The organism is Raineyella sp. LH-20 (genome assembly GCF_033110965.1).
Lineage (GTDB): Bacteria > Actinomycetota > Actinomycetes > Propionibacteriales > Propionibacteriaceae > Raineyella.
Map to the genome: position 1 here is coordinate 2,253,616 of NZ_CP137003.1, position 22,180 is coordinate 2,275,795.

The window sequence follows — 22,180 nt, forward strand, 5'->3', positions numbered from 1 at the left end:
GCGATCCGTGGGTGTCGACAAGGAGTCTGGCCGCGGACCGCTGCGGGACGATGCGGGGGTGGCGAAGTACCGGCACGAGGCGATCGCCGCGGTGCTGCAGGTCCGGGTCGATCCGGTCACCGGGGCGATGGTGCTGTCGGTACTGGCGACCCGCCGCCGACGGGCGCCGTACGCTCGGCAGTGGGCGCTGCCCAGCGGGCCGGTGGAGGTCGACGAGACGATCGGGCAGAGCGCCCGCCGGCACCTGGCGGCGAAGGTCGACCTTGCCGAGGTCGCACATCTCGAGCAGTTGGAGACGCTGAGCGACCCCGGCCGCGACCCGTACGACCGGACGATCGCCACCGCCTATGTGGGGCTGGTGCCGTGGACCAGCGACCCGGCGCTGCCGGCCGCGGCGGGCTGGCTGGCGGTCGACGCGTTGCCGGCGATGGCGTTCGACCATGCCGCGGTGGTCCGCCATGCGGTGGCGCGGATGCGTGCGAAGCTGTCGTACACCAACATCGGCTTCGCGCTGGCGCCGGAGGAGTTCACCATGGCCCAGTTGCGCGACGCGTACGCCGCGGCCCTCGGCCACGAGGTGAACGCGACCAACCTGCAGCGGATCCTGGTCCGGCGGGGACAGCTGGTGGCGACCGGCTCGTTGTCCGTGCCGGGCAGCGCCGGTGGGCGACCCGGGAAGGTGTTCCGGTTCGCGACCCGCGGGCTGACGGTGACCGACCCGTTCGCCACCCTGCGACCGGCGGGGGCGGCGGGCCACGGCGCGGCGCCCGGAGACTGACTGAGTCCTGCTGTTGTCGGCCTGCTGTTGTCGGCCTGCTGTTGTCGGCACGGTGGCTTCCTGCAGGGTGCAGTGGAAGGATTGGTCCATGACGGAGGCGACATCGGAGCACAGGAAGTTCGGCGCCGGGGCTCTCGGGAGCAAGGCGGGCAGCTGGACGTCGGAGAACGGCCATGTGAAGACCACCCATGGCCACGACAGGTCCGATCGCGGCCGCTCTGACAACGCCGAAGCGGGCACTGGACACGACGCGGATGGGCACGGTGTGTCGGGCGACGGGAAATCCTCCGGCGGCGAGAAGTCCGGCAACGGCAAATCGGGGAACGGCAAATCCGGGAACGGCAAGTCCGGGAACGGCAAGTCCGGCAACGGTAAATCCGGGAACGGTAAATCCGGCAACGGCAATGGCAAGAACGGCAAGCACAAGGTGATGGATCGCAAGATCTACGAGTCCGAACTGCTACGTCTCCAGGCCGAACTCGTCGAGATGCAGGAGTGGGTCAAGACCACCGGCCAGCGGATGGTGGTGATCTTCGAGGGGCGCGACGCGGCGGGCAAGGGCGGCGCGATCAAGCGGGTCAGTGAGTACCTCAACCCGCGCCTCACCGAGATCGTCGCCCTCCCGGCCCCCACCGAGCGGCAGCGTACGCAGTGGTACTTCCAGCGCTACATCGAGCACCTGCCGGCCGCCGGGGAGATCAAGCTGTTCGACCGCTCCTGGTACAACCGCGGCGGTGTCGAGCGGGTGATGGGCTACTGCACCCCCGACGAGTACGTCCGGTTCCTGCGTCAGTGCCCGATCTTCGAGCGGATGCTGGTCGAGGACGGGATCATCCTGCGCAAGTACTGGTTCTCGGTCTCGGCGGAGGAGCAGTACCGGCGGTTCGAGTCGCGGCTGACCGACCCGATGCGGCGGTGGAAGCTGTCGCCCACCGACATCGAGTCGCTGACGAAGTGGGAGGACTACTCGCGGGCGAAGGACGAGATGTTCGTCCACACCGACCTGCCGGAGTCCCGCTGGCACGTGGTCGAGTCGGAGGACAAGCGGGCGGCCCGGATCAACATGATCGCCCATCTGCTCGCCTCGGTGCCGTACGAGCACGTCGAGCACCCGAAGCTCACCCTGCCGAAGCGTCCCGAGTCGACCGGCTACCGGCGGACCGACCGGGAGCTCCAGCACGAGGTGCCGGACTACGCCGCGAGCCTGACCGACGAGAACGTCCCGTCGCCGTACGAGGACCCGGAGGACTTCGCCCGGTGAGATCGGCCGGATGACGCCTGTCGGGCCCACCCGGAAAGGGCGGACCCGACAGGGGCGCGATATCTCGATGTATCGGCGGCGGGGCGACGCGGCCGACGGGTCGGATCAGTTCGCCGGCTGTGCGGAGAGTTCCCGGTCGAGGAGATCGGCGACGGTGCCCGCGGGCCCCCATCCGAAGGCCGTCCGGAAACGTACGTCGTCGACCAGGAAGTCGCGGTCACTGAGATAGGCCATGTCGTTCGAGGCCCGCACCAGTGGGCTGACCCAGCCGGCCACGGTCAGCACCGCCGGCGGGAGCACCGCCGGTACGACCTCGTGCCCGGACCGCTGCGCCAACATCCCGCAGATCTCCCGGCCGGTGACCGGCTCCAGCGCGGGCAGCAGCCAGGTCGGCTGCGACGTACGCTCCTCGCAGGTGGCCAGCGCGACCAGGGAGCGGGCGACCTCGTCGGCGGAGGCGTAGCTGTGTGTCGTGTCCGGGTCACCGATCCAGGCCAGCCGGGTGCGGCGGTCGCCGGCGCGGCCGGCCTTCTCCAGGGTGCTCCACCGGAGCAGGGTGGTCTCGACGCCCGGGCCGAGGAAGTCGGCCGCGCGTGCCACCGTGATCGGCGTCCCGTCCGCGACGGCTGTGGTGAGGATGTCGGCGACCTCGGCCCGGACCCGACCCATCCGGGAGCAGGGCGCGAACGCCGTCTCCTCGGTGATCGGCGCGGTGGTCTCCCCGTACGGGTAGCAGTTGTCGAGCCAGACCATCGGGACCTCCGCGGCGCGGACGGCGGCGATGACCGACCGGGTCAACGGACTCCACTGTGCGGTCCAGGTGGCGATGTCGTAGTGGAGACCGAGGGTGGCGACGACGACGTCGGCGCCGCGTAGGGCGGTGGCGAGCTGGTCGGGGTCGGCGGCGTCGACAGCGCGCCAGTCGACAGGCGGGGCGGTCGGCGGGCGGCGGGAGATCCCCACCACCTCGTGGCCGTCGTGGTGGGCGGTCTCGATGACACGGGCACCGATCTGGCCCGTGGCGCCGATGACGGCGATGCGCATGGTTGTGTTCCTCTCAGGGAGTGTCGGTGGGGCTGGGGGTCGCCACGCAGCAGGTCAGGTCGCCGAGGCACCGGTGGGTCAGCGATACGCCGGCGGCGAGCGGTGGACGAAGGGACGTGAGGCGGGGTCTGCCGGCGGGGGAGAGCAGGCGTCCGTTGGCGAGCTTGGTCAGGGCCTCCACCGCGGTCCAGACTGCCAGGTCGGAGGGTCCGTCCCCAAGGAGGGGAACGTACGGGCCGGCGGTGTCCCGGGCGCCGGCGTCGGCGCGGGCGTGGTCCCCCTCGTGGTCCGCGCACAGCAGGGCCCGTTCGGCCGGGGTGAGCACCAGGGGCAGTGCCGACCGGATCGAGTCGCCCCGGCCCTCCGCGCACAGGTCGAAGCCGATCCCGCCGTCCCGATCCGCCGGGCTGGCGGGACTCACCGCGAGCCCGACCCGGCCGGCCTCGTGGGACGCCGAGACCCGGTGGCGCCGGGTGCCGTCCCGCCCGACGATCTCGAGGAGCGTACGGTCGACCACCTCGATCCGGACCGGCGGGGCGCCCGACCCGGCCAGGGCCCCGGCGAGGCGCCCGAGCAGGGCCGGGTTGTCGGGCCAGTGACCGGGCCGGTCGGGAACGATCACCACGATCGCCCGACCGACCCGGGCCACCGTCACGCAGACGCGCCGACGAGGGTGGCGTCGGAGATCTCGGCCAGCGCCTCGAGGGCGGCGTCCAGGTCCTCCCGGGTGTGCATGGCGGTCACGAACACCCGCAGCCGGGTGAGCCGTTCGGCCACCGCGGGCGCCAGGATCGGGTTGATGCTGATCCCCTTGCGGTAGAGGGCGTTCGCCACCCGGAGCGTACGGGCCGAGTCGCCGTAGATCACCGGCACGATCGGCGTGCCGGCGCCGTCGCCCCAGTCGAGACCGAGCCGGTCCACGCCCGTCCGGAAGTAGTCGGCGTTCGCCAACAGTCGCTGCACCCGCTCGGGTTCCCGGCGCAGCACCCGCAGGGAGGCCAGCGCGGCGGCGGTGTTGGCCGGCGACAGGCCGGCGCTGAAGACCAGGCTGGACAGGTTGTAGCGGAGGAACTCGACGAACCGGTGCGAGCCGCCGATGTAGCCACCGCAGCTGGCCATCGACTTCGACAGGGTGCCCATCAGGATGTCCACCTGCGAGGGCGAGACGCCGGACGCCTCACAGATGCCGCGGCCGGTCGCCCCCATGGTGCCGAAGCTGTGCGCCTCGTCCACCATCAGCAGCGCGCCGTAGCGTTCCTTCAGCGCGACGATCTCCGCCAGCGGGACGGTGTCGCCGTCCATGCTGTAGGCGCCCTCGACGCAGATCAGCGCCCGCCGGTAGCTGCCGCGGCGACGTGCCAGGGCGGTGCCGAGGGCGTCCATGTCGTTGTGCGGGAAGCTGTGCCGGGCGGCCCCGCTCGCCCTGATGCCCTGCTGGATGCTGTCGTGGGCCAGGCTGTCGTGGAAGACGATGTCACCGGCGGCGACCACCTGCGGCACGATCGACGCGTTGGTGGCGTGCCCGCCGACGAGCACCACCGCGTCCTCGCTGCCGAGGAAGTCGGCGATCTCGTGCTCCAGCTCGTCGTGCAACGGCCGATTGCCCGACAGGATCCGGGCGGCGGAGACCGAGGTGCCGTAGCGGTGGACGGCGTCGACGACCGCGGCCTGCACCTGCGGATCCTCCGACATGCCGAGGTAGTTGTACGAGCTGAACGAGATCATCGGGTGTCCCTCGATCTCGGTGTGGTTGGAGATGATCCCGTCGTGCGGCAGGTAGTAGGGGACCAATGCCTCGGTGGCCGCGAACTCCGCCTGCTTGCGTTCGAAGGCCGCCAGCTCCGGGAACGAGGCCAGGGTGCGCTCGCAGCTGTCGGGCAGTACGAAGGCCTCCGGTGCCGGGTGGGCGTCCATGTCCGGGGTCGGGCCGCTGCTCGCGCCGACCACCCGGGCCAGTTCCGCGGTGAGGTCGTCCAGGGTCCGTACGTTCTCCAGGGCGAGGTCGGTGGCCCGCAGGTCGGGCACCTGCTGGGACAGCCGGCGCAGCGTGTCGGCCATCAGCAGGGAGTCGAAGCCGAGGTCCTCGGCGAGCCGGCCGCCGCGGGCGATCTCGGCGATCGGGGACGAGGAGGCCTCGGCCATCGCGGTGAGCAGGGCGGTGCGGATCGCCTCGAGCGACACCGCGTCGGGCTGTGCCGCAGGTGCCGCAGCAGTCGTGGGGAGCGGGTCCGCGATCGGGAGGCCGCGGGTGGTGATCCGGGAGCGGTCGGCGGTGGTGTCGTGGGCGGTGGCCGTGGGGGCCGTGGGGGCCGTGGTGCGCTCGGTGCTGCCGGTCATCCGGGGCGTCCTGTTCGCGGTGGGGACGGGGTGTGCGGGCTGGGTCGGCGCCGGATCGTCGGCGCGGTGCGGCGCGACGGCGGACAGCTTGATCACCGAGTGCCGGTCGAGGCGTACGTCCTGCAGACGCCAGCGGGCGGCGACGCCGCTGTGGGCGAGCACCGGGGCGAGGTGGATCCCCGGCAGCGTCACGAACAACCGGGCCAGGCCATGCAGCACCGCGTCGCGGTTGTCGTTGGTGCCGCCGAAGCCGACACCGACGAAGGACGACTCGGGATGGTCGTGGCGCAGCATCCTGAGCAGCGACTCCCCGCCGGACAGCTGGACGACCACGTCCGGCGCCGCGGCGAGGATCTCGACGCCCGCTGCCCGGAAGTCCACCGGTGTGGTGACCTGGTCGGCCAACCGCTCCCGGATCGCCGCCGGGTCGGTCTCGGCGTGTCCGGACACCGTGGACACGAAATGCCCGGTGGGGGCGGCGAGGGCGGCGTCGTCCAGCAGCGCGGCGAAGTCGGGCCGGCTGGCGGCCATCAGCGGCGTGTGGAAGGGCCCCTGGGCGGGCAGCGGCGTGGCGAGGATGCCGGCCGCGCGACAGGCCTCGACGTACGGCTCGAAGGCCTCCTTGGTGCCGCCGTACACCGTCTGGTGCCCGTCGTTCCAGCAGGTCGGATACACACCGGGAGCCGACTCGGCCAAGGCGGCGGCCTCCGCACCGGAGCAGCGCAGCGCGACCATGCCGTACTCGCCGTCGGACAGCTGGGCGCGCATGATCCGGCCGCGTTCCGAGGCGAGGCGTACGGCCTCCTCGGCCGTCAAGCCGCCGACGGCGTGCAGCGCGGAGAACTCACCGACGCTGTGCCCGGTGGCCAGGCCGGGACGTACGCCCAGCCGGGCGAACAGTTCGGTCGCCGCGACGCCGAGCACGGTCAGCACGGTCTGGGCGGCATCGGTCATGTTGATCGCTGTGTTGTCGAGAGGCGCGCTGTCGAGAGGCGTACGGTCCTCGGTCTCGGGCCAGCCGGCCGTCATCAGGGGCTGCAGGCCGGGGACGACCGACGAGTCGAGGAGTTCGGCGCAGCGATCGGCGAACACCGGGTCGAGGGTGGCCAGGATGCGCTGGTCGCCGACCCGCTGGGCGCCCTGACCGGGGTAGAGGAAGGCCACCCGCTGCGGGGTGTCGGTCACCGTGGCGGCGTACCAACGCCCGGAGTCGGCGGCGTCGGTGGGATCGGCGGGGTCGTCGGGGAGGTCCGGCAGGTCGGGGAGCAGGTCGATCGCCCGGTGCAGCGCCCGGCGGGTCTCACCCACCGTGGACACGACGACAGCGAGACGGTGTCGACCGGGGGTGGCGACCGCGAGGCGCGACTGCAGGTCGTCGAGGGAAGCGGAGTGGTTGGCGTGGTCGTCCAGGGAGGTCAGGACGGTCTCGCAGCGGGCCCGCAGGTCATCGGTGGTGGCGCCGGAGAGGAGCAGGAGGGAGGAGTGCGTCGGGTTCATCTCTGGGTTCCTTCGGGATGGGAGACGAGCAGGTGGCCGTTGGCCCCGCCGAATCCGAAAGAGTTGATGGCGATGCGCCGTACGTCGCGGTGGCGGTCGCGGTGGCCGGCCACGTGCAGCCGGGTCGACGCGAGGCCGGGGTGCACGCCGGTGCGCACCGGCGGCTGGGGCGGGACGATCTGGTGGCGGATCATCTGCACGGCTTTGACCGTCGACAGGGCACCGGACGCGGCCAGGGTGTGCCCGGCGATGGCCTTGACCGAGCCGATCGGCAGGCCGGGGCCGTCGGGGTCGGGATCGGTGCCGGAGACCGAGAGGATTTCCTGGGCGTCACCGACGGTGGTCCCGGTGCCGTGACCCTCGATGTAGTCGACCGGCAGCTCCCCGCCGGCGCGGCGCCGGGCGGCGCGGATGGCGCGCACCTGTCCCTCGCTGGTGGGGGTCATGATGCCGGGCGCCCGGCCGTCGGAGCTGGCGCCCCAGCCCTCGATGACGGCGTAGATCGGGTCGTTGTCGCGTCGGGCGGCGTCGAGGTTCTTGAGCAGCAACAGGGCGCCGCCCTCCCCGAGGGTGAAGCCGTCGGCCGCAGCGGTGAAGGGCCGGCAGGTGCCGGTGGGGGAGAGGGCACCGACCTGGGCGAAGCCGATCAGGACGTCCGGAGTCAGCGCCACGTAGACGCCGCCGGCGAGGCACTCGTCGACCTCACCGGACTCGATCAGGGTGCAGGCGAGGTGGATCGCGGTGAGGCCGGAGGAGCAGGCGCTGTCCACGGCGAACGAGGGCCCGTTGAGGTCGAACTGCTGCTGGACCACCGAGGGGATGATGTTGTTCAGCACCCCGGACATCGAATAGCCGCCGATCCGCTGGATCCCGGACGAGGCCGCGGTCATCAGGCCCTGCTCCACAGCGGGATCGTCGACCCCGAAGGAGCCGTCGGCGGTCATCCGGGCGATGACCGGGGCGACCGTGACCAGCCGGTAGTCGTTCGAGCTCACCCCGACGATGGTCGCGATGCCGCGCCCGGCCACCGACTGCGGCGTCCGGCCGGCCCGGTCGAAGGTCTCCCGGGCGAGGGTGAGGGTGAGGCGCTGCTGGGGATCCATCCCCCGGGCCCGGGCGACCGGGATCCCGAAGCCCGCACGGTCCCACCCGTACGGATCCTCCAGCGCGGCCATGGTGTTGGTGTAGGAGGTAAACGGACGGCTGCGTTCGTGCGAGAGGACGGAGTCCTCGCGCCATCGATCGAAGGGGGCGGGGGCGAACTGCGGCACCGCGCCGGCCACGATCTGCCAGAATTCGTCGGCGTCGGAGGACCCGGCGGAGCGTGCGGAGAAACCAACCACTGCAATCATGCGATTCTCGATTCTGGAGCGCGGACGAGCCACTCCTGCGCACCGCGGTGGTGGCCCCGGGGACATTCGGGACGTGCACGCCACTCCGTGTGGCCCTGCACCGGAGGCGACGTCGCAATCCACAGACGGGTCTACCGAGGCAAGGTGAACGTACTCAACCGGTAGTTGACGCCCCTGTGACGGGCGAGCCAACTCGGCTTGGTCACACGATCGGCGCGAAAGGTGTCCGAAAGGTCGCTGTGGAGCGGAGCGGCGGGGTGGTACGCGCTGCTGCGGGAACCTGTGGGTCGACTGGGAGTCGGCCGCGAGGGTCTCTCAGGAGCGTCTGGCGGTCGTTACCAGCCGTCTCGGTGGCCGGCGGGAGGCGCCTGGCGATGACGTCATCGGCGCCTGCCGGAACAGGGATGCAGTGGGTCGTACGACGACGAAAACGGCGGCTGACACTGGACGACGCCGAGAAGCGTTTCCAGGGTCAGCCGCCGTTTCGGCGACTACCGGCAGGGGCTGAGAGCCCCCTGATCAGATGTCGAAGTACAGATCGAACTCGTACGGGTGCGGGCGCTGACGCAGGGCGGCGATCTCGCCCTCCTTCAGCTCGATCCAGGTCTCGATCAGGTCCTTGGTGAACACGTCGCCGGCGAGCAGGTACTCGTGGTCCTCGCGCAGCGCGTCGAGGGCGCCCTCCAGGGAGGCCGGGACGGTGGCGATGTCGGCGTGCTCCTCGGGCGGCAGCTCGTACAGGTCCTTGTCGATCGGCTCCGGCGGCTCGATCCGGTTCTGGATGCCGTCGAGGCCGGCCAACAGCATGGCCGAGAAGGCCAGGTACGGGTTGGACGACGGGTCGGGGCAGCGGAACTCGACGCGCTTGGCCTTCGGGTTCGGGCCGGTGATCGGGATGCGGATGCAGGCCGAACGGTTGCGCTGCGAGTAGACCAGGTTGACCGGCGCCTCGAAGCCCGGCACCAGGCGGTGGTAGGAGTTCGCGCTCGGGTTGGTGAAGGCGAGCAGCGACGGGGCGTGGGTCAGCAGGCCACCGATGTACCAGCGGGCGATGTCGGACAGGCCGCCGTAGCCGTTCTCGTCGAAGAACAGCGGCTGGCCGTCCTTCCACAGCGAGGAGTGCACGTGCATGCCCGAGCCGTTGTCGTTGAAGACCGGCTTCGGCATGAAGGTGGCGGTCTTGCCGGCCTCCCACGCAGTGTTCTTGATGATGTACTTGAACTTCATCACGTCGTCACCGGCGGACTGCAGCGTGTTGAAGCGGTAGTTGATCTCCTGCTGACCGGCGTTGCCGACCTCGTGGTGGGCCCGCTCGAGGGTCAGCCCGGCGCCCTCGAGGTTGCGGACCATGTCCTGGCGCATGTCGGCGAAGTGGTCGACCGGGGCCACCGGGAAGTAGCCGCCCTTGGTCTTCACGTGGTAGCCACGGTTGCCACCCTCCTTGGAGGTGCCCGTGTTCCAGGCGGCCTCTTCGGAGTCGATGTGGTAGTAGCTCTCGTGTGCGTTGGTGTCGAAGCGCACGTCGTCGAAGATGTAGAACTCGGCCTCGGGGGCGAAGAACGCGGTGTCGGCGACGCCGGTCGACTTCAGGTAGGCCTCCGCCTTGCGCGCGATGTTGCGCGGGTCGCGGCTGTAGGGCTCCTTGGTGATCGGGTCATGGACGTAGAAGTCCAGGACCAGCGTCTTCGCCTTGCGGAACGGGTCGATGTAGGCGGTCGTCGGGTCCGGGAGCAGGGCCATGTCCGACTCGTGGATCTTCTGGAAGCCGGTGATCGAGGAACCGTCGAACGCCAGGCCTTCCTCGTACGCGTCCTTGTCGAACGACTTGGCGGGGACCGCGAAGTGCTGCATGACGCCGGGGACATCGCAGAACCGGACATCGATGACCTCGACGTCCTGCTCTTTGATATAGGCCAACAGGTCGTCAGCTCCCTGGAACATTGCGCCTCCGAAGGGGTAGGTAGTGGTGAACTGCGTGAACAGCCTAGGAATCACGGATTTCTCGGTCGTTGCACGACTATTGCGGACATGTTACGGCTGGCGTGTCCGCGCGTGATCGATCGCACCATGTCGGCAGCACCATTCGGCACGGCCGACCGTGATCAGCGGGCTGGTCAACAGCACCGTACGCCCCGACGGCGCAGGTAGCCTGTCCGGGTGACCAATACCACCCCTGGCACCACTCGTGACGAGGACTACCCCGGCCGTTCCCTGGGCCTGCCCGCTGACGGGCGCGGCGCACTGGCGTCCTGGGGGCAGCGGATCACCGCCCTGGTCCTCGACTGGGCGGTGGCGATGCTGGTGGCTTCGCTGATCACCTGGGGGGCGGTGCTGTCCAGCACCGGGCCGGAGAAGTTCGCCACGCTGATCGTCTTCTTCGTCGAGAAGGCGCTGCTCACCGGGCTGACCGGCTCCAGCCTCGGCCAGCTGATCGTCCGGATCGGGGTCACCCGGACCGACGGGCAGCCGATCAGCTTCTGGGTGGCGATCGTCCGCACTCTGATGATCTGCGTGGTGATCCCGGCGGTCGTCATCGGGGCGGACCGGCGCAGCCTCAACGACATGCTGTTGCACACGATGGTGGTGAAGCGGCGCTGACCCACCGGTGCGGGCGGGGGCCAGCGCCGCTCCTCGGGTCAGGTGGACTGTACGTACGCGACGAGGTGGTCGCGCTCCTGGCGCAAGTCGTCCAGGTGGGCCTTCACGACGTCACCGATGCTGACCAACCCGCTGAGCCGGCCGTTCTCCACCACGGGCACGTGGCGGACGCGTTGGTCGGTCATCAGCGCGGCAAGGGCTTCGACGTCCTCGTCGGGTGCGCAGGTGTGGACGTCCGTGGTCATCAGATCGCTGATCGGGGACTCGGGGGCGACGATCCCGAAGGCGTGGGAGATGTCGCGTTCGGAGACGATGCCGGCGATGGCGCCGGCGGGGTCGGTCACGACGACGCAACCGATGCCGTGGTCGCGGAGGACGGTGACGGCGTCGGCGACTGTCGCTGTCACGGCAAGGGTGAGAACGGTGTTCCCCTTGCGTCGGAGCAGGTCGCGGATCTTCATGGCTCAGGGTAACCCGCGCTCGCCAGTGTGGTCCAGATCACGTTTGGGTGACAGTCTTCGGGCCCGACGGGGTCCTCGGGGCAACCCCGGGCACCGCTGGGCGGGCCCATGGATCCCGTGTCTGGCGGACGCCGCGGAGCCGGTGGGCCTTGGCGGCGTTGGCATCCGCGGTGGTTCCCGCGTTTCCTGGCGGCGTTGGCATCTGTGGGTGGCGTTGGCATCCGCGGTGGCCCTCGCCTCCCCGGTGGATCTCGCATTCCCCGACGATTCTCAGGCTCCGCGATCTTGCGCGGGTACCCCGACCGTATTCGGTCGGGGTACCCGCCGTACATCGGGGTAGCTGAGATTCGTCGGGGTACCTGAGAATCGTGGCGGTGGCGACTGCTGCCGGGGTCGGGCGCCACTCCTGGCTGTCTGGCCGGCCAGGTATGTCGCCGCCCGGTGGCCCTCTCGCCGGTAGCGTCTCGGTATCCGGAAGAGTGTGGAGGTATCCATCATGTCCACCGACACCCACGACACTGGCATCGACAAGGCCCGTGCCGTCATCCGTACGGCCTGGGGGATCAGCGGTCTCGTCGCGCTCGTCATCGGCCTACTGATCCTCGTCTGGCCGGGCAAGACAGCCGCCGTGGTCGCCGCGATCATCGTCGTCTACGCCATCATCACCGGCCTGGTCTATCTGGGCCTCGGGATCTTTGCGCAGCGGTTTAGCCCGCTGGCGCGGATCGGCCACGCCGTGCTCGGCGTCCTCTTCATCGCCGGCGGCGTGGTCGCCCTGATGAACCTGCGGACGACCACCGTGGTCCTCGCGCTGTTGCTCGGCATCATGATCGGCATCCTCTGGATCGTCGAGGGTGTTGCGACGCTCACCCTGCTGGGCGGGGTGCAGTCGGCGACCTGGGTCATCGTCTACGCCGTGATTTCGATCCTCGCCGGCATCACCCTGCTGTTCTCCCCGGGCTACGTGCTGACCCTGTGGTGGCTGCTCGGCATCTGGCTGGTGGTGATGGGCGTGGTCCACATCGTCCATGCCCTGCGGACCCGGGCCGTACCCGCCTGATCCGCGCGCGGGCGACGAGGGGGCGTACGCCGCCAGCGGTCCCTGCTTGGTGTCTGGGTCGGCCTGGTGTCTGGGTCGGTCTGACGTACTGGGCCGACCTGACGCACTGGGGCCGACCTGACGCACGGGGCCGACCCGACGCACGGGGCCGACCCGGCGTTCCCGGTCGCCCGGTGCTCCTAGTCGAAGAGGACCGACAGCTCCAGCCAGCGCTCCTCCAGGGTCTCCGCCTCGTCCTCCAGCCGGGTGATCGTGGCCATCTCCGAGGCGAGGCGCTGATAGTCGGACTGGTCGAGGTCGGCGAGCTGCGTACGCGCCGCGGCCGCCTGTTCCCGTAGCCGTTCGACCCGCCGTTCCAGCGAGGTGAGCTCCTTCTCGGCTGCTCGTAGCTCCCGGCCGGAGAGGCCGCCCGCCGCCGAGGTGTCGGCGTCGCGCTGCCCGGTCCGGGGTGCGGGACCGGCGGCCTCGGCTTCCGCCTCCTGGGCCGCCCGCAGCTTCAGGTACTCGTCGACCCCTCCCGGCAGGTGGCGTAGCCGGCCGTCGAGGACGGCGTACTGCTGGTCGGTCACCCGCTCCAGGAAGTACCGGTCGTGGGAGACCACGATGAGGGTGCCCGGCCACGAGTCGAGCAGGTCCTCCAGTGCGGCGAGCATGTCGGTGTCCAGGTCATTGGTCGGCTCGTCGAGGATCAGCACGTTGGGCTGGTCGAGCAGGATCAGCAGCAGCTGCAGTCGACGCTGCTGACCGCCCGACAGGTCCTTCACCGGGGTCGAGAGCTGGGCACCGGAGAAGCCGAGCCGCTCCAGCAGCTGTGCCGGTGTCAGTTCCTGGGCCTTGGATCCCGATCCGAGGGTGTACGTCGTCCGCAATCGGCCGATCACCACCCGGACCGGCTCGTCGAGGAACTCCTCGAGCTCGTCCAGCCGCTGGGTGAGGGTGGCGGTCTTCACGGTCGTGCCGCGCTTGACCCGACCGCCGGTGGGCGGCACCGACCCGTCGATCAGCCCCAACAGGGTGGACTTGCCGGCGCCGTTGACACCGAGGATGCCGGTCCGCTCGCCGGGCGCCAGCCGCCACTCCACGCCGCGCAGCACCTGCTTGTCCCCGTACGCCACGGAGACGTCCAGCAGGTCGACGACGTCCTTGCCGAGCCGAGAGACCGCGAGCGACTGCAGCGCGACGGTGTCCCGGATCGGGGGGACGTCGGCGATCAGGGTGTTGGCGGCCTCGATGCGGAACTTCGGCTTCGAGCTGCGCGCCGGTGCGCCGCGGCGCAGCCAGGCGAGCTCCTTGCGGGCCAGGTTCTGCCGGCGAGCCTCGGTGACGGCCGCCTGCCTGTCGCGCTCGACCCGCTGCAGGATGTACGCGGCGTAGCCGCCCTCGAACGGCTCGACGATCCGGTCGTGCACCTCCCAGGTCGTCGTACACACCTCGTCCAGGAACCACCGGTCGTGGGTGACCACCAGCAGGCCACCGGCGTTCGCCGCCCAGCGGCGCTTGAGGTGGTCGGCCAGCCAGGTGATCGCCTCCAGATCGAGGTGGTTGGTCGGCTCGTCGAGGGCCAGCACGTCCCAGGTGCCGGCCAGCAGCGCGGCCAGCGCCACCCGTCGGCGCTGGCCACCGGACAGCGTGGCGAGGGCGGCGCCCCAGTCCAGGTCACCGAGCAGGCCGGCGATGATGTCGCGGATCCGCGGGTCGCCGGCCCACTCGTACTCGGGCGCGTCGCCGACCACCGCATGCCCGACCGTCTCGTCGTCCGGCAGCGTGTCCGCCTGGTCCAGCACACCGATGCGTACGCCGTTGCGGACCGTCACCCGGCCCCCGTCCGGCGTACGGCGCCCGGCGAGCATCGCGAGCAGGCTGGACTTGCCGTCGCCGTTGCGGCCGACGATGCCGATCCGGTCGCCCTCGTTCACCCCGAGGGTGACCGCGTCGAAGACCAGCTTGGTCGGATATTCCAGGTGAAGGGCCTCGGCCCCGAGCAGATGCGCCATAACCCCTCAAGAGTAGTCAGGGGCGAGGACGGTCAGGCGTGGCCGCCGACCGGTCGTTCCCCAGCGCGGTCCGGCCGACGGATGAAGAACGCCGGGACGATCGCCAGCGTGCTGAGGATCGCGCCGACCAGGAACGCTGCGCGGATCCCCGCCGCCTCGGCGACGATCGGCTCGGTGCCGCCGCTGCCCCAGCGGGCGGCGGTGGCCGCCATGGTGGAGATGAACAGCGCGGTGCCCGCCGCGCCGGCCACCTGCTGGACGGTCGACACCGTCGCCGACCCGTACGCGTAGAGACGCTGGGGCAGCGACCCGAGGCTCGAGGTGAACAGCGGGGTGAAGATCAGCGCCAGGCCGATGCTGAGCACCACGTGGGCGGCGAGGAACACCGGCCACGGGGTCCCCGGCGCGCTGATCCGGGTGAACGTCCACAGCACACCGGCCACCAGAACGGTGCCGGGCACGAGCAGCGGCAGCGGGCCGACCCGGTCGAAGATCCTGCCGACGAGCGGCGCGAGCAGCCCCATCACCAGACCGCCCGGCAGGAGCAGCAGGCCGCTGTCCAGGACGGTCATCCCCAGCACGTTCTGCAGGAACATCGGCAGCAGGATCAGGGTGCCGAAGAGCGCCATCATGCTGACCACGAACATCGTCACCGAAACGGCGAACGTCGGGACGCGGAACGTACGCAGGTCCAGCAGGGCCCGGTCGGCCCGTTGCAGCGTCAGCTGGCGCCAGATGAACAGGCCGAGCGCCAGCGCGCCGATCGCCAGCGTGCCGATCAGGGTGATCGGCACGCCATCGCCGGTGGAGGCACCGAGGCTGCTCAGGCCGAACACCAGCCCGCCGAAGCCGAGCGCCGACAGCACCACCGAGGGCACGTCGATCGGCGCGTGCTCCGGCTCGTTGACGTTCGGCATCCGCAGGGCGCCCACCACCAGGGCGGCCAGCGCGATCGGCAGCACCAGGACGAACATGAAGCGCCAGCTCAGCACACTGAGGACCAGCCCGGAGATGGTCGGGCCGATGGCGGGTGCCACCGAGATGACGATGGAGATGTTGCCCATCCGCTGTCCGCGCACCTCCGGCGGCACCAGGGTCATCACCGTGGTCATCAGCAGCGGCATCACGATCGCCGTCCCGGTCGCCTGGATGATCCGGCCGGCCAGGAGCACTTCGTGCCCGGGCGCGGCCGCTGCCACCGCGGTGCCGAGGGAGAAGAGCGACATCGCGGTGATGAACAGCCCCCGGGTCGGGAACCGCCGGATGAGCATCCCGGTGACCGGGATGACGGTGGCCATCGTCAGCATGAACGCGGTCGTCAGCCACTGCGCCGCCACCGCGGTGACGTGCAGGTCGATCATCAGGCGCGGGATCGCCACCCCCATCACCGTCTCGTTGAGGATGACGACGAACGCGGAGACGAGCAACAGGTTGATCACCAGGTTGTCGCGCCGGGTGGTGGATCCGGGGTCGGCGGAGCTCGACCGGGAACGGAGGGCGGTCTGGGACACGGCTGGTACTCCAGGGATCGGGCCACGGGTGGGGACATCCGGCTCATCCGCCGAGGCGGGATGCTGGGCCGGGGCCTCGACGCTGAGGAGAAACGGACACCACGGCCGGTGTGGCGCCGGCCGATGTGACGCAGACAACTCTACAGGGCGGTGCAGACACCACGGATCCCCGTCGCCCCCGCCCGTCGTCGCATCCCGGAGGCCGCATCCTCGCGGAGGTGGCGCCGGCCTGAGGGTCATCGGTGGGCCGCCCGGAACGCCGATCCGCGTGTGCCGGGCGTACGTCGCTCGGCACACGCGGATCGTGGCAGCAGAGGGTGTGTCCGGGGTCAGCGACCGCGCAGGGCGCGCCGGCTGCCCTTCACCTGGCGGGCGTTGGTCGGCATCGGGCCCTTCGGCATGGACATCCGCGGACGGATGGCGTCGAGTGCCTTGACCCGCGAGGAGACCTCGGTGATCTGGTACTTGTCCAGTGCCTTCGGCAGCTTCCGGATGTACTTGGCGAGGTCGTCGAGGGAGACCTGCCCGTCGCGGTCGCCCATCTGGACCACCCACACCGGCAGGTCGGTGACGAGCTGGGCGTGCTTGCGCTCCTCGGAGGCGAGCAGGATCTTGAGGCGGCCGGGCTCGCCCTCACCGATCAGCACCACGCCGGACGGGCCGATCACCCGGTGCACCAGGTCCTGCTGGCGGGTCCCGGTGATGCCCAGCTCGTGTGTCCACACCTTGTCGTTGAGCATGCCGAGGGCTGCGGCGGCGGAGCCGACCTGCCCGCGGGCCTGCTCCAGGGTGGCGTGCTTCATCCGCCGGGTGAGGACCAGCACGGCCAGCACCAGGCCGGCCATCACGCCGGTGATGATCCACATCACCCATCCGCCCCGGAGCAGGGCGGCGACGATCACAGCGACCAGGATCGGCGCCACGAACGCGCCGATCATCCACAGGGGGAGCTGCTTGTCGACCTTGGCCGTCGCCTTGTAGGCGTAGACGATCTGCTTCCACCAGCCCCAGTCGCGGGGGTCGTCGCTGGAGCGCTTGCGCTCCTTCTCGGCGCGGCGCGCGGCCTTCTGCTTGGCGGCCAGCTCCTTCGCGGCCTCACTCTTGGCCATCAATCATCACCTTGCTGTCGTGCTCTCGGTTCGGTCGTCGGCGTGTCCGCCGGTGCCGGGCGGTGCCCAGCCGGAAGACGATGGGCCCGGACGTACGTCATGGTGCGGTCCCCGGCGATCGTCGCACCGATCGTACGGGACGCGGACGGTGCCGTACGCCACGGACCGACGGGTCGGTCAGGCGTTGCCGCTACTGGTCGGGTTGACGCCGTGGATCTTCATCACGGCGCCGCCCTGGCCACGCGCCTCGGTGGCCTGACGATACAGCCGTCCGGCACGGTAGGAAGACCGGACCAGCGGGCCGCTCATCACACCGGTGAAGCCGATCTCGCGGGCCTCCTCGGCGAACGCGTCGAACCGTTCCGGGGTGACCCACCGGTCGATCGGGTGGTGCCGCTCGGACGGGCGCAGGTACTGGGTGATGGTGATGATCTCGGTCCCCGCCTCGTGCAGTTCGCGCAGGGCCTGGGAGACCTCGTCGTCGGTCTCGCCCATGCCGAGGATCAGGTTGGACTTGGTGACCATCCCGGCCGACCGGGCCCGGGAGAGCACGTCCAGCGACCGCTCGTAGCGGAAGGCGGGACGGATCCGCTTGAAGATCCGCGGGACGGTCTCCACGTTGTGCGCGAACACCTCCGGCTGGGCGTCGAAGACGGTCTGCAGCGCGGCGGGATCGCCCTGGAAGTCGTCGACCAGCAGCTCGACACCACAACCGGGGATCAGTTCGTGGATCTGGCGGCAGGTCTCGGCGTACAGCCACGAGGCGCCCTGCGGCAGGTCGTCGCGGGCGACACCGGTCACCGTCGCGTAGTGCAGCCCCATCGTCTTCACCGACTCGGCCACCCGGCGCGGCTCGTCACGGTCGTACGCCGCAGGCTTGCCGGTGTCGATCTGGCAGAAGTCGCAGCGTCGGGTGCACTGGTCGCCACCGATCAGGAAGGTGGCCTCGCGGTCCTCCCAGCATTCGAACTGGTTGGGACAGCCTGCCGACTGACAGACGGTGTGCAGTTGTTCGGCCGCGACGAGGTCTTTCAGCTCGCGGTAGTTCGGGCCGAACTTGGCGCGGGTCCGGATCCACGACGGCTTGTCCTCGATCGGGGTCTGCGCGTTGCGGACCTCGAGACGAAGCATCTTGCGTCCCTCTGGTGCGATGGTCACCCGCGAGAGTCTACCCGGTGGGGTCGGATCGGCCGGGTCCGCTCGTGCCGCCCGGGGCCGGCTCAGCCGGTCAGGCCGTACGTGACGGCGGGGCTCAGACGGTCAGGCCGTACGTCACGGCCGGGGCTCAGACGGTCAGGCCGTACGTCACGGCCGGTGCTTCGTCGCCGCTCGGGGCGGCTGGACGGCGGTGGTGGGCGGTCTGCGGGTTGTCCGCGTGTTCCTCGCCGACGTCGGGGGAGGCCTCGTACGGCTCGTAGCGGAGCATCTGGTCGAGGTGCGGTCGCACCCGCGCGGCGAGGTCCGCGAGGCTGGGGGAGGACCCGAGCTCCCGGGCGATGCTGGTGACGCCGGCGTCGCGGATGCCGCAGGGGATGATCCGGTCGTACCAGCTCATGTCCATGTCGGCGTTGAGGGCGAAGCCGTGCATCGTGGTCTTGCGGGAGACCCGGATGCCGATCGCGGCGATCTTGCGCTCCGGCTGGGGCGCGATGCCGCGGGCCGGATCGCCGGCGGTGGCGCCGAGCCACACGCCGGTGCGGTGCGGCACCCGGCCGGCGGTGATCCCGAGCTCGCCGAGCGTACGGATCAGTGCCTCCTCCAGCCGGCGGACGAAATCGACGACGCCGATGCCGTTGGCCGGCAGCTTGACGATCGGGTAGCCGACCAGCTGGCCGGGGCCGTGGTAGGTGATGTCCCCGCCGCGGTCGACGTCGATCACCGGCGTCCCGTCGGTCGGCCGGTCGGCGGGATCGGTGCGCTTGCCCGCGGTGTAGACCGGATCGTGCTCGAGCAACAGCACGGTGCCGCGATCGCTGCCGTCGACCACCCGGGCGTGCAGCTCGCGCTGCAGCTCCCAGGCCTGTGCGTAGTCGGTCGTCTCCGTACGCTCCGGCCACAGGCCGAGCGTGCGGTAGGTGATGCCGAGGGGGGAGACGATCGAGACGTCGGCGCCGGGCACATTGATCGGGGAGGCGGACATGCGGCCGAGTGTACGCGGCGGCCTCGCCATCTCCCTGGCATGCGGGCGCCGGTGGTACGGCGCCTGGTGCCCTCCGAACGTCCGACGTCGAGCATCGAGCATCGAACGTCGAACGTCGAGCGCTGAGCCGCGCTGGGGCGTACGGACGTGATGGTCCTCGTACGGCTCGGAACGGAGACACCGGTGGCCGGCACCGTCGGTCACTGACCAACCGCGCGACCGGGCACGCGGATCGTGTCGGCACGTCGTAGCCTGCGACTGTGCTGATGATCGGGCTGACCGGCGGGATCGGATCGGGCAAGTCGACGGTGGCCCGGCTGCTCGCCGAGCGGGGGGCGTTGGTGGTCGACGCAGATGCCCTCGCGCGGGAGGTGGTCGAGCCGGGGACGCCAGGACTGGCGGCGGTGCGGACCCGTTTCGGGGCCGGTGTCGTACGGTCCGACGGGTCGCTGGACCGGGCTGCGCTGGGGGCGATCGTGTTTGCCGACCCGGCCGCCCGCCGCGACCTGGAGGCGATCACCCATCCGTTGATCCGGGAACGTACGCGGGGGATCATCGCCGCGGCACCGCCTGGCACCGTCGTGGTGCACGACATCCCGCTGCTGGTGGAGACCGGGGTCGCCAGCAACTATCACCTCGTGGTGACGGTCGATGTGGACGTCGAGGAGCGGGTGCGGCGGCTGGTCTCGTCGCGCGGGCTGGCGGAGGATGACGCGCGCGCCCGGATCGCCCACCAGGCCTCTGAGGCTGAGCGGCGCGCCGTCGCCGATGTGGTGATCGACAACAACGGGGCGCCCGATGCCGTGGTGCCCCAGGTCGACGCGCTGTGGCGGCGCCTCATTGCCTTCGAGGGGAACCTGGGCGCCGGTCGCCCCGCCGTGCCGACCGCTGTGGGCACGGAGCCCACCGGTGCCACCGAGAGGGGTGCTGGGGCGGCCGGTGCCACCGAGGGAGGCGTGGCTGCCACTGAGAGGGCCGCGGCTGGTGCCACTGAGAGGGGGGCCTACGAGGCGCAAGCCGCTGTCACGGCGGATGCCGGGAGCACTGAGCGAGACGTCAGTGGGGTGCGTGCTGCCGCGGTGGTCCGGGTGTTGGCGCGGGTCGCTCATCGGCTGGGGCCTGTGGTCGGGCCGGACGCCACGTACGACAGCATCCGGTCGGCGGACGCGCCGGTGACGGGCGCCGGTGAGGTCGATGACCCGGTGGCGGATGAGGTCCTCGACCTGGTGGTCCGGGTGCCCGACCTCGAGTCCGTTCCGTGGGATCGGGTGGGGAAGGCATTGGTCCTGGCCGGCTTGGTGGAGACAACCGACGGCACGTACGCATCGGCTGATCCTGGGCTTCCGGCACGACTGAGGGTCCTCGCCGCCCGGTGAGCCGTGACCCGGCGGAGCACTGCCGACCTCTGGCGTCTCGCGCCTCCCTCAGCCCCGTGTCCGTCTGCTTGTCTGCTTCCTCGGCCCCCTGCCTGTCGCATGCGCGCCTTGGCCTCGCAGGGGTGATGCGTTGTGCTCATGCGTTGGTGTTGGAAGACACGCACCAACGCATGAGCACAACGCAGAGGTGGGAGACGCAGCCTCGTCAAGCGCAACGCTCGCTCGTGCCACGGGAGTGGTGGGTCGGTCGGTGTCGCTCGTGTCACCGCCGTGCCCGGTCGGTCGGTCGGTCGGTGTCGCTCGTGTCACCGCCCTGCCCGGTCGGTCGGTGTCGCTCGTGTCACCGCCCTGCCCGGTCGGTCGGTGTCGCTCGTGTCACCGCCCTGCCCGGTCGGTCGGTGTCGCTCGTGTCACCGCCGCGCCCGGTCGCCGGCCTCATGTTGTCCGCTGTCACCCGCAGCGCTCGCAGAGCATGCGTCGTCCGTTCCATCCTCGGCGGCGTAGCGTGATGTCCAGCACGCCGGCGACGGCACAGGGCCGAGTCATCACGTCGCTCCAGCCGAACCGAAGGGTCACCAGGCCGTTCGCGGCGCTGACGTTGTCGCGGTGGAAGTCGCGGAATCGGTCGGGTCCCCAGTGCCCCAGACGGCCGTCGAGTTCGACCACCACGCAGTGCTCGTCGTACAACAGGTCGTGGACGTGCCCCGATCGTGCCGCCTGTCGGATGCCGGACGGCAGGCCGTGCGGCCGCAGGACCCGCTCGTCGAACCGATACTCGAGCACGCTGTGGAGGCCGGAACTGTCCCGGACCATCTCCAGGAGGAGTGACTGCCCGCTCCTGGGACGTCGTTCGAGGACCGCGATGAGGCCGGCTTCGGTGGTCAAACGTTGGCCCAGGGCGCGGGTCACCACGTCGATCATCTCGCCGGCACCCAGCTCGGGGCACAGATCGGCCAGCAGGTGTTCGATCGGGATGGTCGCCGGATCGCCGAGGGATCTCCCCAACCTGCCCTGACCGTCCTGGTGGAAGAGCCACCTCCCCGTCGGCCGTCGTGCCCGTCCCTCGGGCACCCAGACGTCGATCACCGGCGGCAGCGTGGTCGAGGTGGCCAATCCCAGCAGATGCGCGGCTGCCCACCCGCCGATGGCGGACCCGGCGCCACCGCGGATGAGGCCCGCCAGGCACAGGTCCGTCACGGTGGGATCGGTGGCGCGGGCCAGGACAATGCCCCGGGTGAGGCGGTGCCACGTGCCGTCTCGCACATAGCGGCGGATCGAGGCGTACGGAAGGCCCTGCTCGAGAGCCTGGGCGACGGTGATGACGTCGTGCTGATGGCGGGCGATCTCGCGAAGTTCCGCGCAGGGGACGGCAGCTGGTCTCATGCCTGGAGGGTGGGCCAGTGGGGTGCGTACGGGGACGATCGGGCCGTCAGCTGTGGACGGGGACAATCGGGCCGTCAGCTGTGGACAACTGGAGCCGATGCAGACGTGCGGAGGCCTTCCCAGCGAACTCGAGCGATGCCGGGTGCTCGCGGGGCTGGTCGGCATCGACACACCGGCACCACTTATGCGTTGTGCTCATGCGTTGGTGGGTGTCATTGAGCACCAACGCATGAGCGCAACGCATGAGCATGTCGCTCTGGCCCGATGCGGTGGCGAGGT

At 70.6% G+C, this 22,180-nt stretch carries 17 protein-coding genes; 5 read left to right on the top strand and 12 right to left on the bottom strand.

Annotated features, from left to right (window positions below):
* Positions 1 to 7 precede the first annotated feature (7 nt).
* Both R0146_RS09890 and ppk2 read left to right on the top strand, forming a co-directional pair.
* Entirely contained in the window at positions 8 to 778 is a 771-nt protein-coding gene (locus R0146_RS09890; RefSeq protein ID WP_317689194.1) for an NUDIX hydrolase, read from the top strand.
* An 88-nt stretch (positions 779 to 866) separates the two neighbouring features.
* A complete protein-coding gene (gene ppk2, locus R0146_RS09895) occupies positions 867 to 2,039 on the top strand; it encodes a polyphosphate kinase 2 (protein ID WP_317689195.1) in 1,173 nt (390 codons plus the stop codon).
* A gap of 105 nt (positions 2,040 to 2,144) precedes the next feature.
* Here ppk2 and R0146_RS09900 read toward each other — a convergent pair whose 3' ends face one another.
* From R0146_RS09900 to glnA, 5 genes are all read right to left on the bottom strand, one after another.
* Positions 2,145 to 3,083: an NAD(P)H-binding protein gene (locus tag R0146_RS09900; protein WP_317689197.1), complete on the bottom strand. Its 939-nt coding sequence runs from the start codon at positions 3,081 to 3,083 to the stop codon at positions 2,145 to 2,147.
* 13 nt (positions 3,084 to 3,096) lie between these two features.
* Positions 3,097 to 3,738 (bottom strand): hypothetical protein, encoded by a 642-nt coding sequence (locus R0146_RS09905; RefSeq protein WP_317689199.1) that lies wholly within the window; start codon positions 3,736 to 3,738, stop codon positions 3,097 to 3,099.
* The gene (locus R0146_RS09910) at positions 3,735 to 6,917 is read right to left on the bottom strand and encodes an aminotransferase class I/II-fold pyridoxal phosphate-dependent enzyme (RefSeq protein ID WP_317689201.1); all 3,183 of its coding nucleotides are present in this window, start codon (positions 6,915 to 6,917) and stop codon (positions 3,735 to 3,737) included. Before R0146_RS09910 ends, R0146_RS09905 begins: the two co-directional genes overlap by 4 nt.
* Positions 6,914 to 8,269, bottom strand: a complete 1,356-nt coding sequence (locus R0146_RS09915; protein ID WP_317689203.1) for a beta-ketoacyl [acyl carrier protein] synthase domain-containing protein — start codon at positions 8,267 to 8,269, stop codon at positions 6,914 to 6,916. Before R0146_RS09915 ends, R0146_RS09910 begins: the two co-directional genes overlap by 4 nt.
* 519 nt (positions 8,270 to 8,788) lie before the next feature.
* Positions 8,789 to 10,210, bottom strand: a complete 1,422-nt coding sequence (gene glnA / locus R0146_RS09920) for a type I glutamate--ammonia ligase (protein WP_317689206.1) — start codon at positions 10,208 to 10,210, stop codon at positions 8,789 to 8,791.
* Positions 10,211 to 10,426: 216 nt separating this feature from the next.
* On the opposite strand from glnA, the gene R0146_RS09925 reads away from it, so the two are divergent.
* Positions 10,427 to 10,867: an RDD family protein gene (locus R0146_RS09925; RefSeq protein WP_317689208.1), complete on the top strand. Its 441-nt coding sequence runs from the start codon at positions 10,427 to 10,429 to the stop codon at positions 10,865 to 10,867.
* 38 nt (positions 10,868 to 10,905) lie between these two features.
* Here R0146_RS09925 and R0146_RS09930 read toward each other — a convergent pair whose 3' ends face one another.
* Positions 10,906 to 11,328, bottom strand: coding sequence for a CBS domain-containing protein (locus tag R0146_RS09930; RefSeq protein WP_317689210.1), 423 nt, complete (start codon positions 11,326 to 11,328; stop codon positions 10,906 to 10,908).
* 496 nt (positions 11,329 to 11,824) lie between these two features.
* Here R0146_RS09930 and R0146_RS09935 point away from each other — a divergent pair, with 496 nt between their 5' ends.
* Positions 11,825 to 12,388 (top strand): HdeD family acid-resistance protein, encoded by a 564-nt coding sequence (locus tag R0146_RS09935; protein WP_317689211.1) that lies wholly within the window; start codon positions 11,825 to 11,827, stop codon positions 12,386 to 12,388.
* Between the two features lie 179 nt (positions 12,389 to 12,567).
* Here the strand turns inward: R0146_RS09935 and R0146_RS09940 are convergent, their stop codons facing one another.
* The 5 genes from R0146_RS09940 to lipB all read right to left on the bottom strand — a co-directional run bounded on the left by R0146_RS09940 (position 12,568) and on the right by lipB (position 19,142).
* Positions 12,568 to 14,382, bottom strand: coding sequence for an ABC-F family ATP-binding cassette domain-containing protein (locus R0146_RS09940; protein WP_317689212.1), 1,815 nt, complete (start codon positions 14,380 to 14,382; stop codon positions 12,568 to 12,570).
* A gap of 32 nt (positions 14,383 to 14,414) precedes the next feature.
* On the bottom strand, positions 14,415 to 15,893 hold the full coding sequence (locus R0146_RS09945; protein ID WP_317689214.1) for a DHA2 family efflux MFS transporter permease subunit: 1,479 nt from the start codon (positions 15,891 to 15,893) through the stop codon (positions 14,415 to 14,417).
* A 329-nt stretch (positions 15,894 to 16,222) separates the two neighbouring features.
* Complete coding sequence (locus R0146_RS09950; protein WP_317689215.1) at positions 16,223 to 17,002, bottom strand: DUF4191 domain-containing protein; 780 nt, start codon at positions 17,000 to 17,002, stop codon at positions 16,223 to 16,225.
* Between the two features lie 177 nt (positions 17,003 to 17,179).
* A complete protein-coding gene (gene lipA, locus R0146_RS09955) occupies positions 17,180 to 18,133 on the bottom strand; it encodes a lipoyl synthase (protein WP_317692368.1) in 954 nt (317 codons plus the stop codon).
* A 154-nt stretch (positions 18,134 to 18,287) separates the two neighbouring features.
* Complete coding sequence (gene lipB, locus R0146_RS09960; protein WP_317689216.1) at positions 18,288 to 19,142, bottom strand: lipoyl(octanoyl) transferase LipB; 855 nt, start codon at positions 19,140 to 19,142, stop codon at positions 18,288 to 18,290.
* A 266-nt stretch (positions 19,143 to 19,408) separates the two neighbouring features.
* On the opposite strand from lipB, the gene coaE reads away from it, so the two are divergent.
* Positions 19,409 to 20,518: a dephospho-CoA kinase gene (gene coaE, locus R0146_RS09965; RefSeq protein ID WP_317692369.1), complete on the top strand. Its 1,110-nt coding sequence runs from the start codon at positions 19,409 to 19,411 to the stop codon at positions 20,516 to 20,518.
* Positions 20,519 to 20,968: 450 nt separating this feature from the next.
* Here coaE and R0146_RS09970 read toward each other — a convergent pair whose 3' ends face one another.
* A complete protein-coding gene (locus R0146_RS09970) occupies positions 20,969 to 21,901 on the bottom strand; it encodes a type IV toxin-antitoxin system AbiEi family antitoxin domain-containing protein (protein ID WP_317689218.1) in 933 nt (310 codons plus the stop codon).
* Between the last annotated feature and the right edge of the window lie 279 nt (positions 21,902 to 22,180).

Coding starts and splice junctions, on each gene's coding strand:
- R0146_RS09935 (WP_317689211.1), top strand. CDS start 11,825: ATGTCCACCGACACCCACGACACTGGCATCGACAAGGCCCGTGCCGTC.
- R0146_RS09900 (WP_317689197.1), bottom strand. CDS start 3,083: ATGCGCATCGCCGTCATCGGCGCCACGGGCCAGATCGGTGCCCGTGTC.
- glnA (WP_317689206.1), bottom strand. CDS start 10,210: ATGTTCCAGGGAGCTGACGACCTGTTGGCCTATATCAAAGAGCAGGAC.
- R0146_RS09940 (WP_317689212.1), bottom strand. CDS start 14,382: ATGGCGCATCTGCTCGGGGCCGAGGCCCTTCACCTGGAATATCCGACC.
- R0146_RS09910 (WP_317689201.1), bottom strand. CDS start 6,917: ATGAACCCGACGCACTCCTCCCTCCTGCTCCTCTCCGGCGCCACCACC.
- R0146_RS09970 (WP_317689218.1), bottom strand. CDS start 21,901: ATGAGACCAGCTGCCGTCCCCTGCGCGGAACTTCGCGAGATCGCCCGC.
- R0146_RS09915 (WP_317689203.1), bottom strand. CDS start 8,269: ATGATTGCAGTGGTTGGTTTCTCCGCACGCTCCGCCGGGTCCTCCGAC.
- R0146_RS09950 (WP_317689215.1), bottom strand. CDS start 17,002: ATGGCCAAGAGTGAGGCCGCGAAGGAGCTGGCCGCCAAGCAGAAGGCC.
- lipB (WP_317689216.1), bottom strand. CDS start 19,142: ATGTCCGCCTCCCCGATCAATGTGCCCGGCGCCGACGTCTCGATCGTC.
- ppk2 (WP_317689195.1), top strand. CDS start 867: ATGACGGAGGCGACATCGGAGCACAGGAAGTTCGGCGCCGGGGCTCTC.
- lipA (WP_317692368.1), bottom strand. CDS start 18,133: ATGCTTCGTCTCGAGGTCCGCAACGCGCAGACCCCGATCGAGGACAAG.
- coaE (WP_317692369.1), top strand. CDS start 19,409: ATGATCGGGCTGACCGGCGGGATCGGATCGGGCAAGTCGACGGTGGCC.
- R0146_RS09930 (WP_317689210.1), bottom strand. CDS start 11,328: ATGAAGATCCGCGACCTGCTCCGACGCAAGGGGAACACCGTTCTCACC.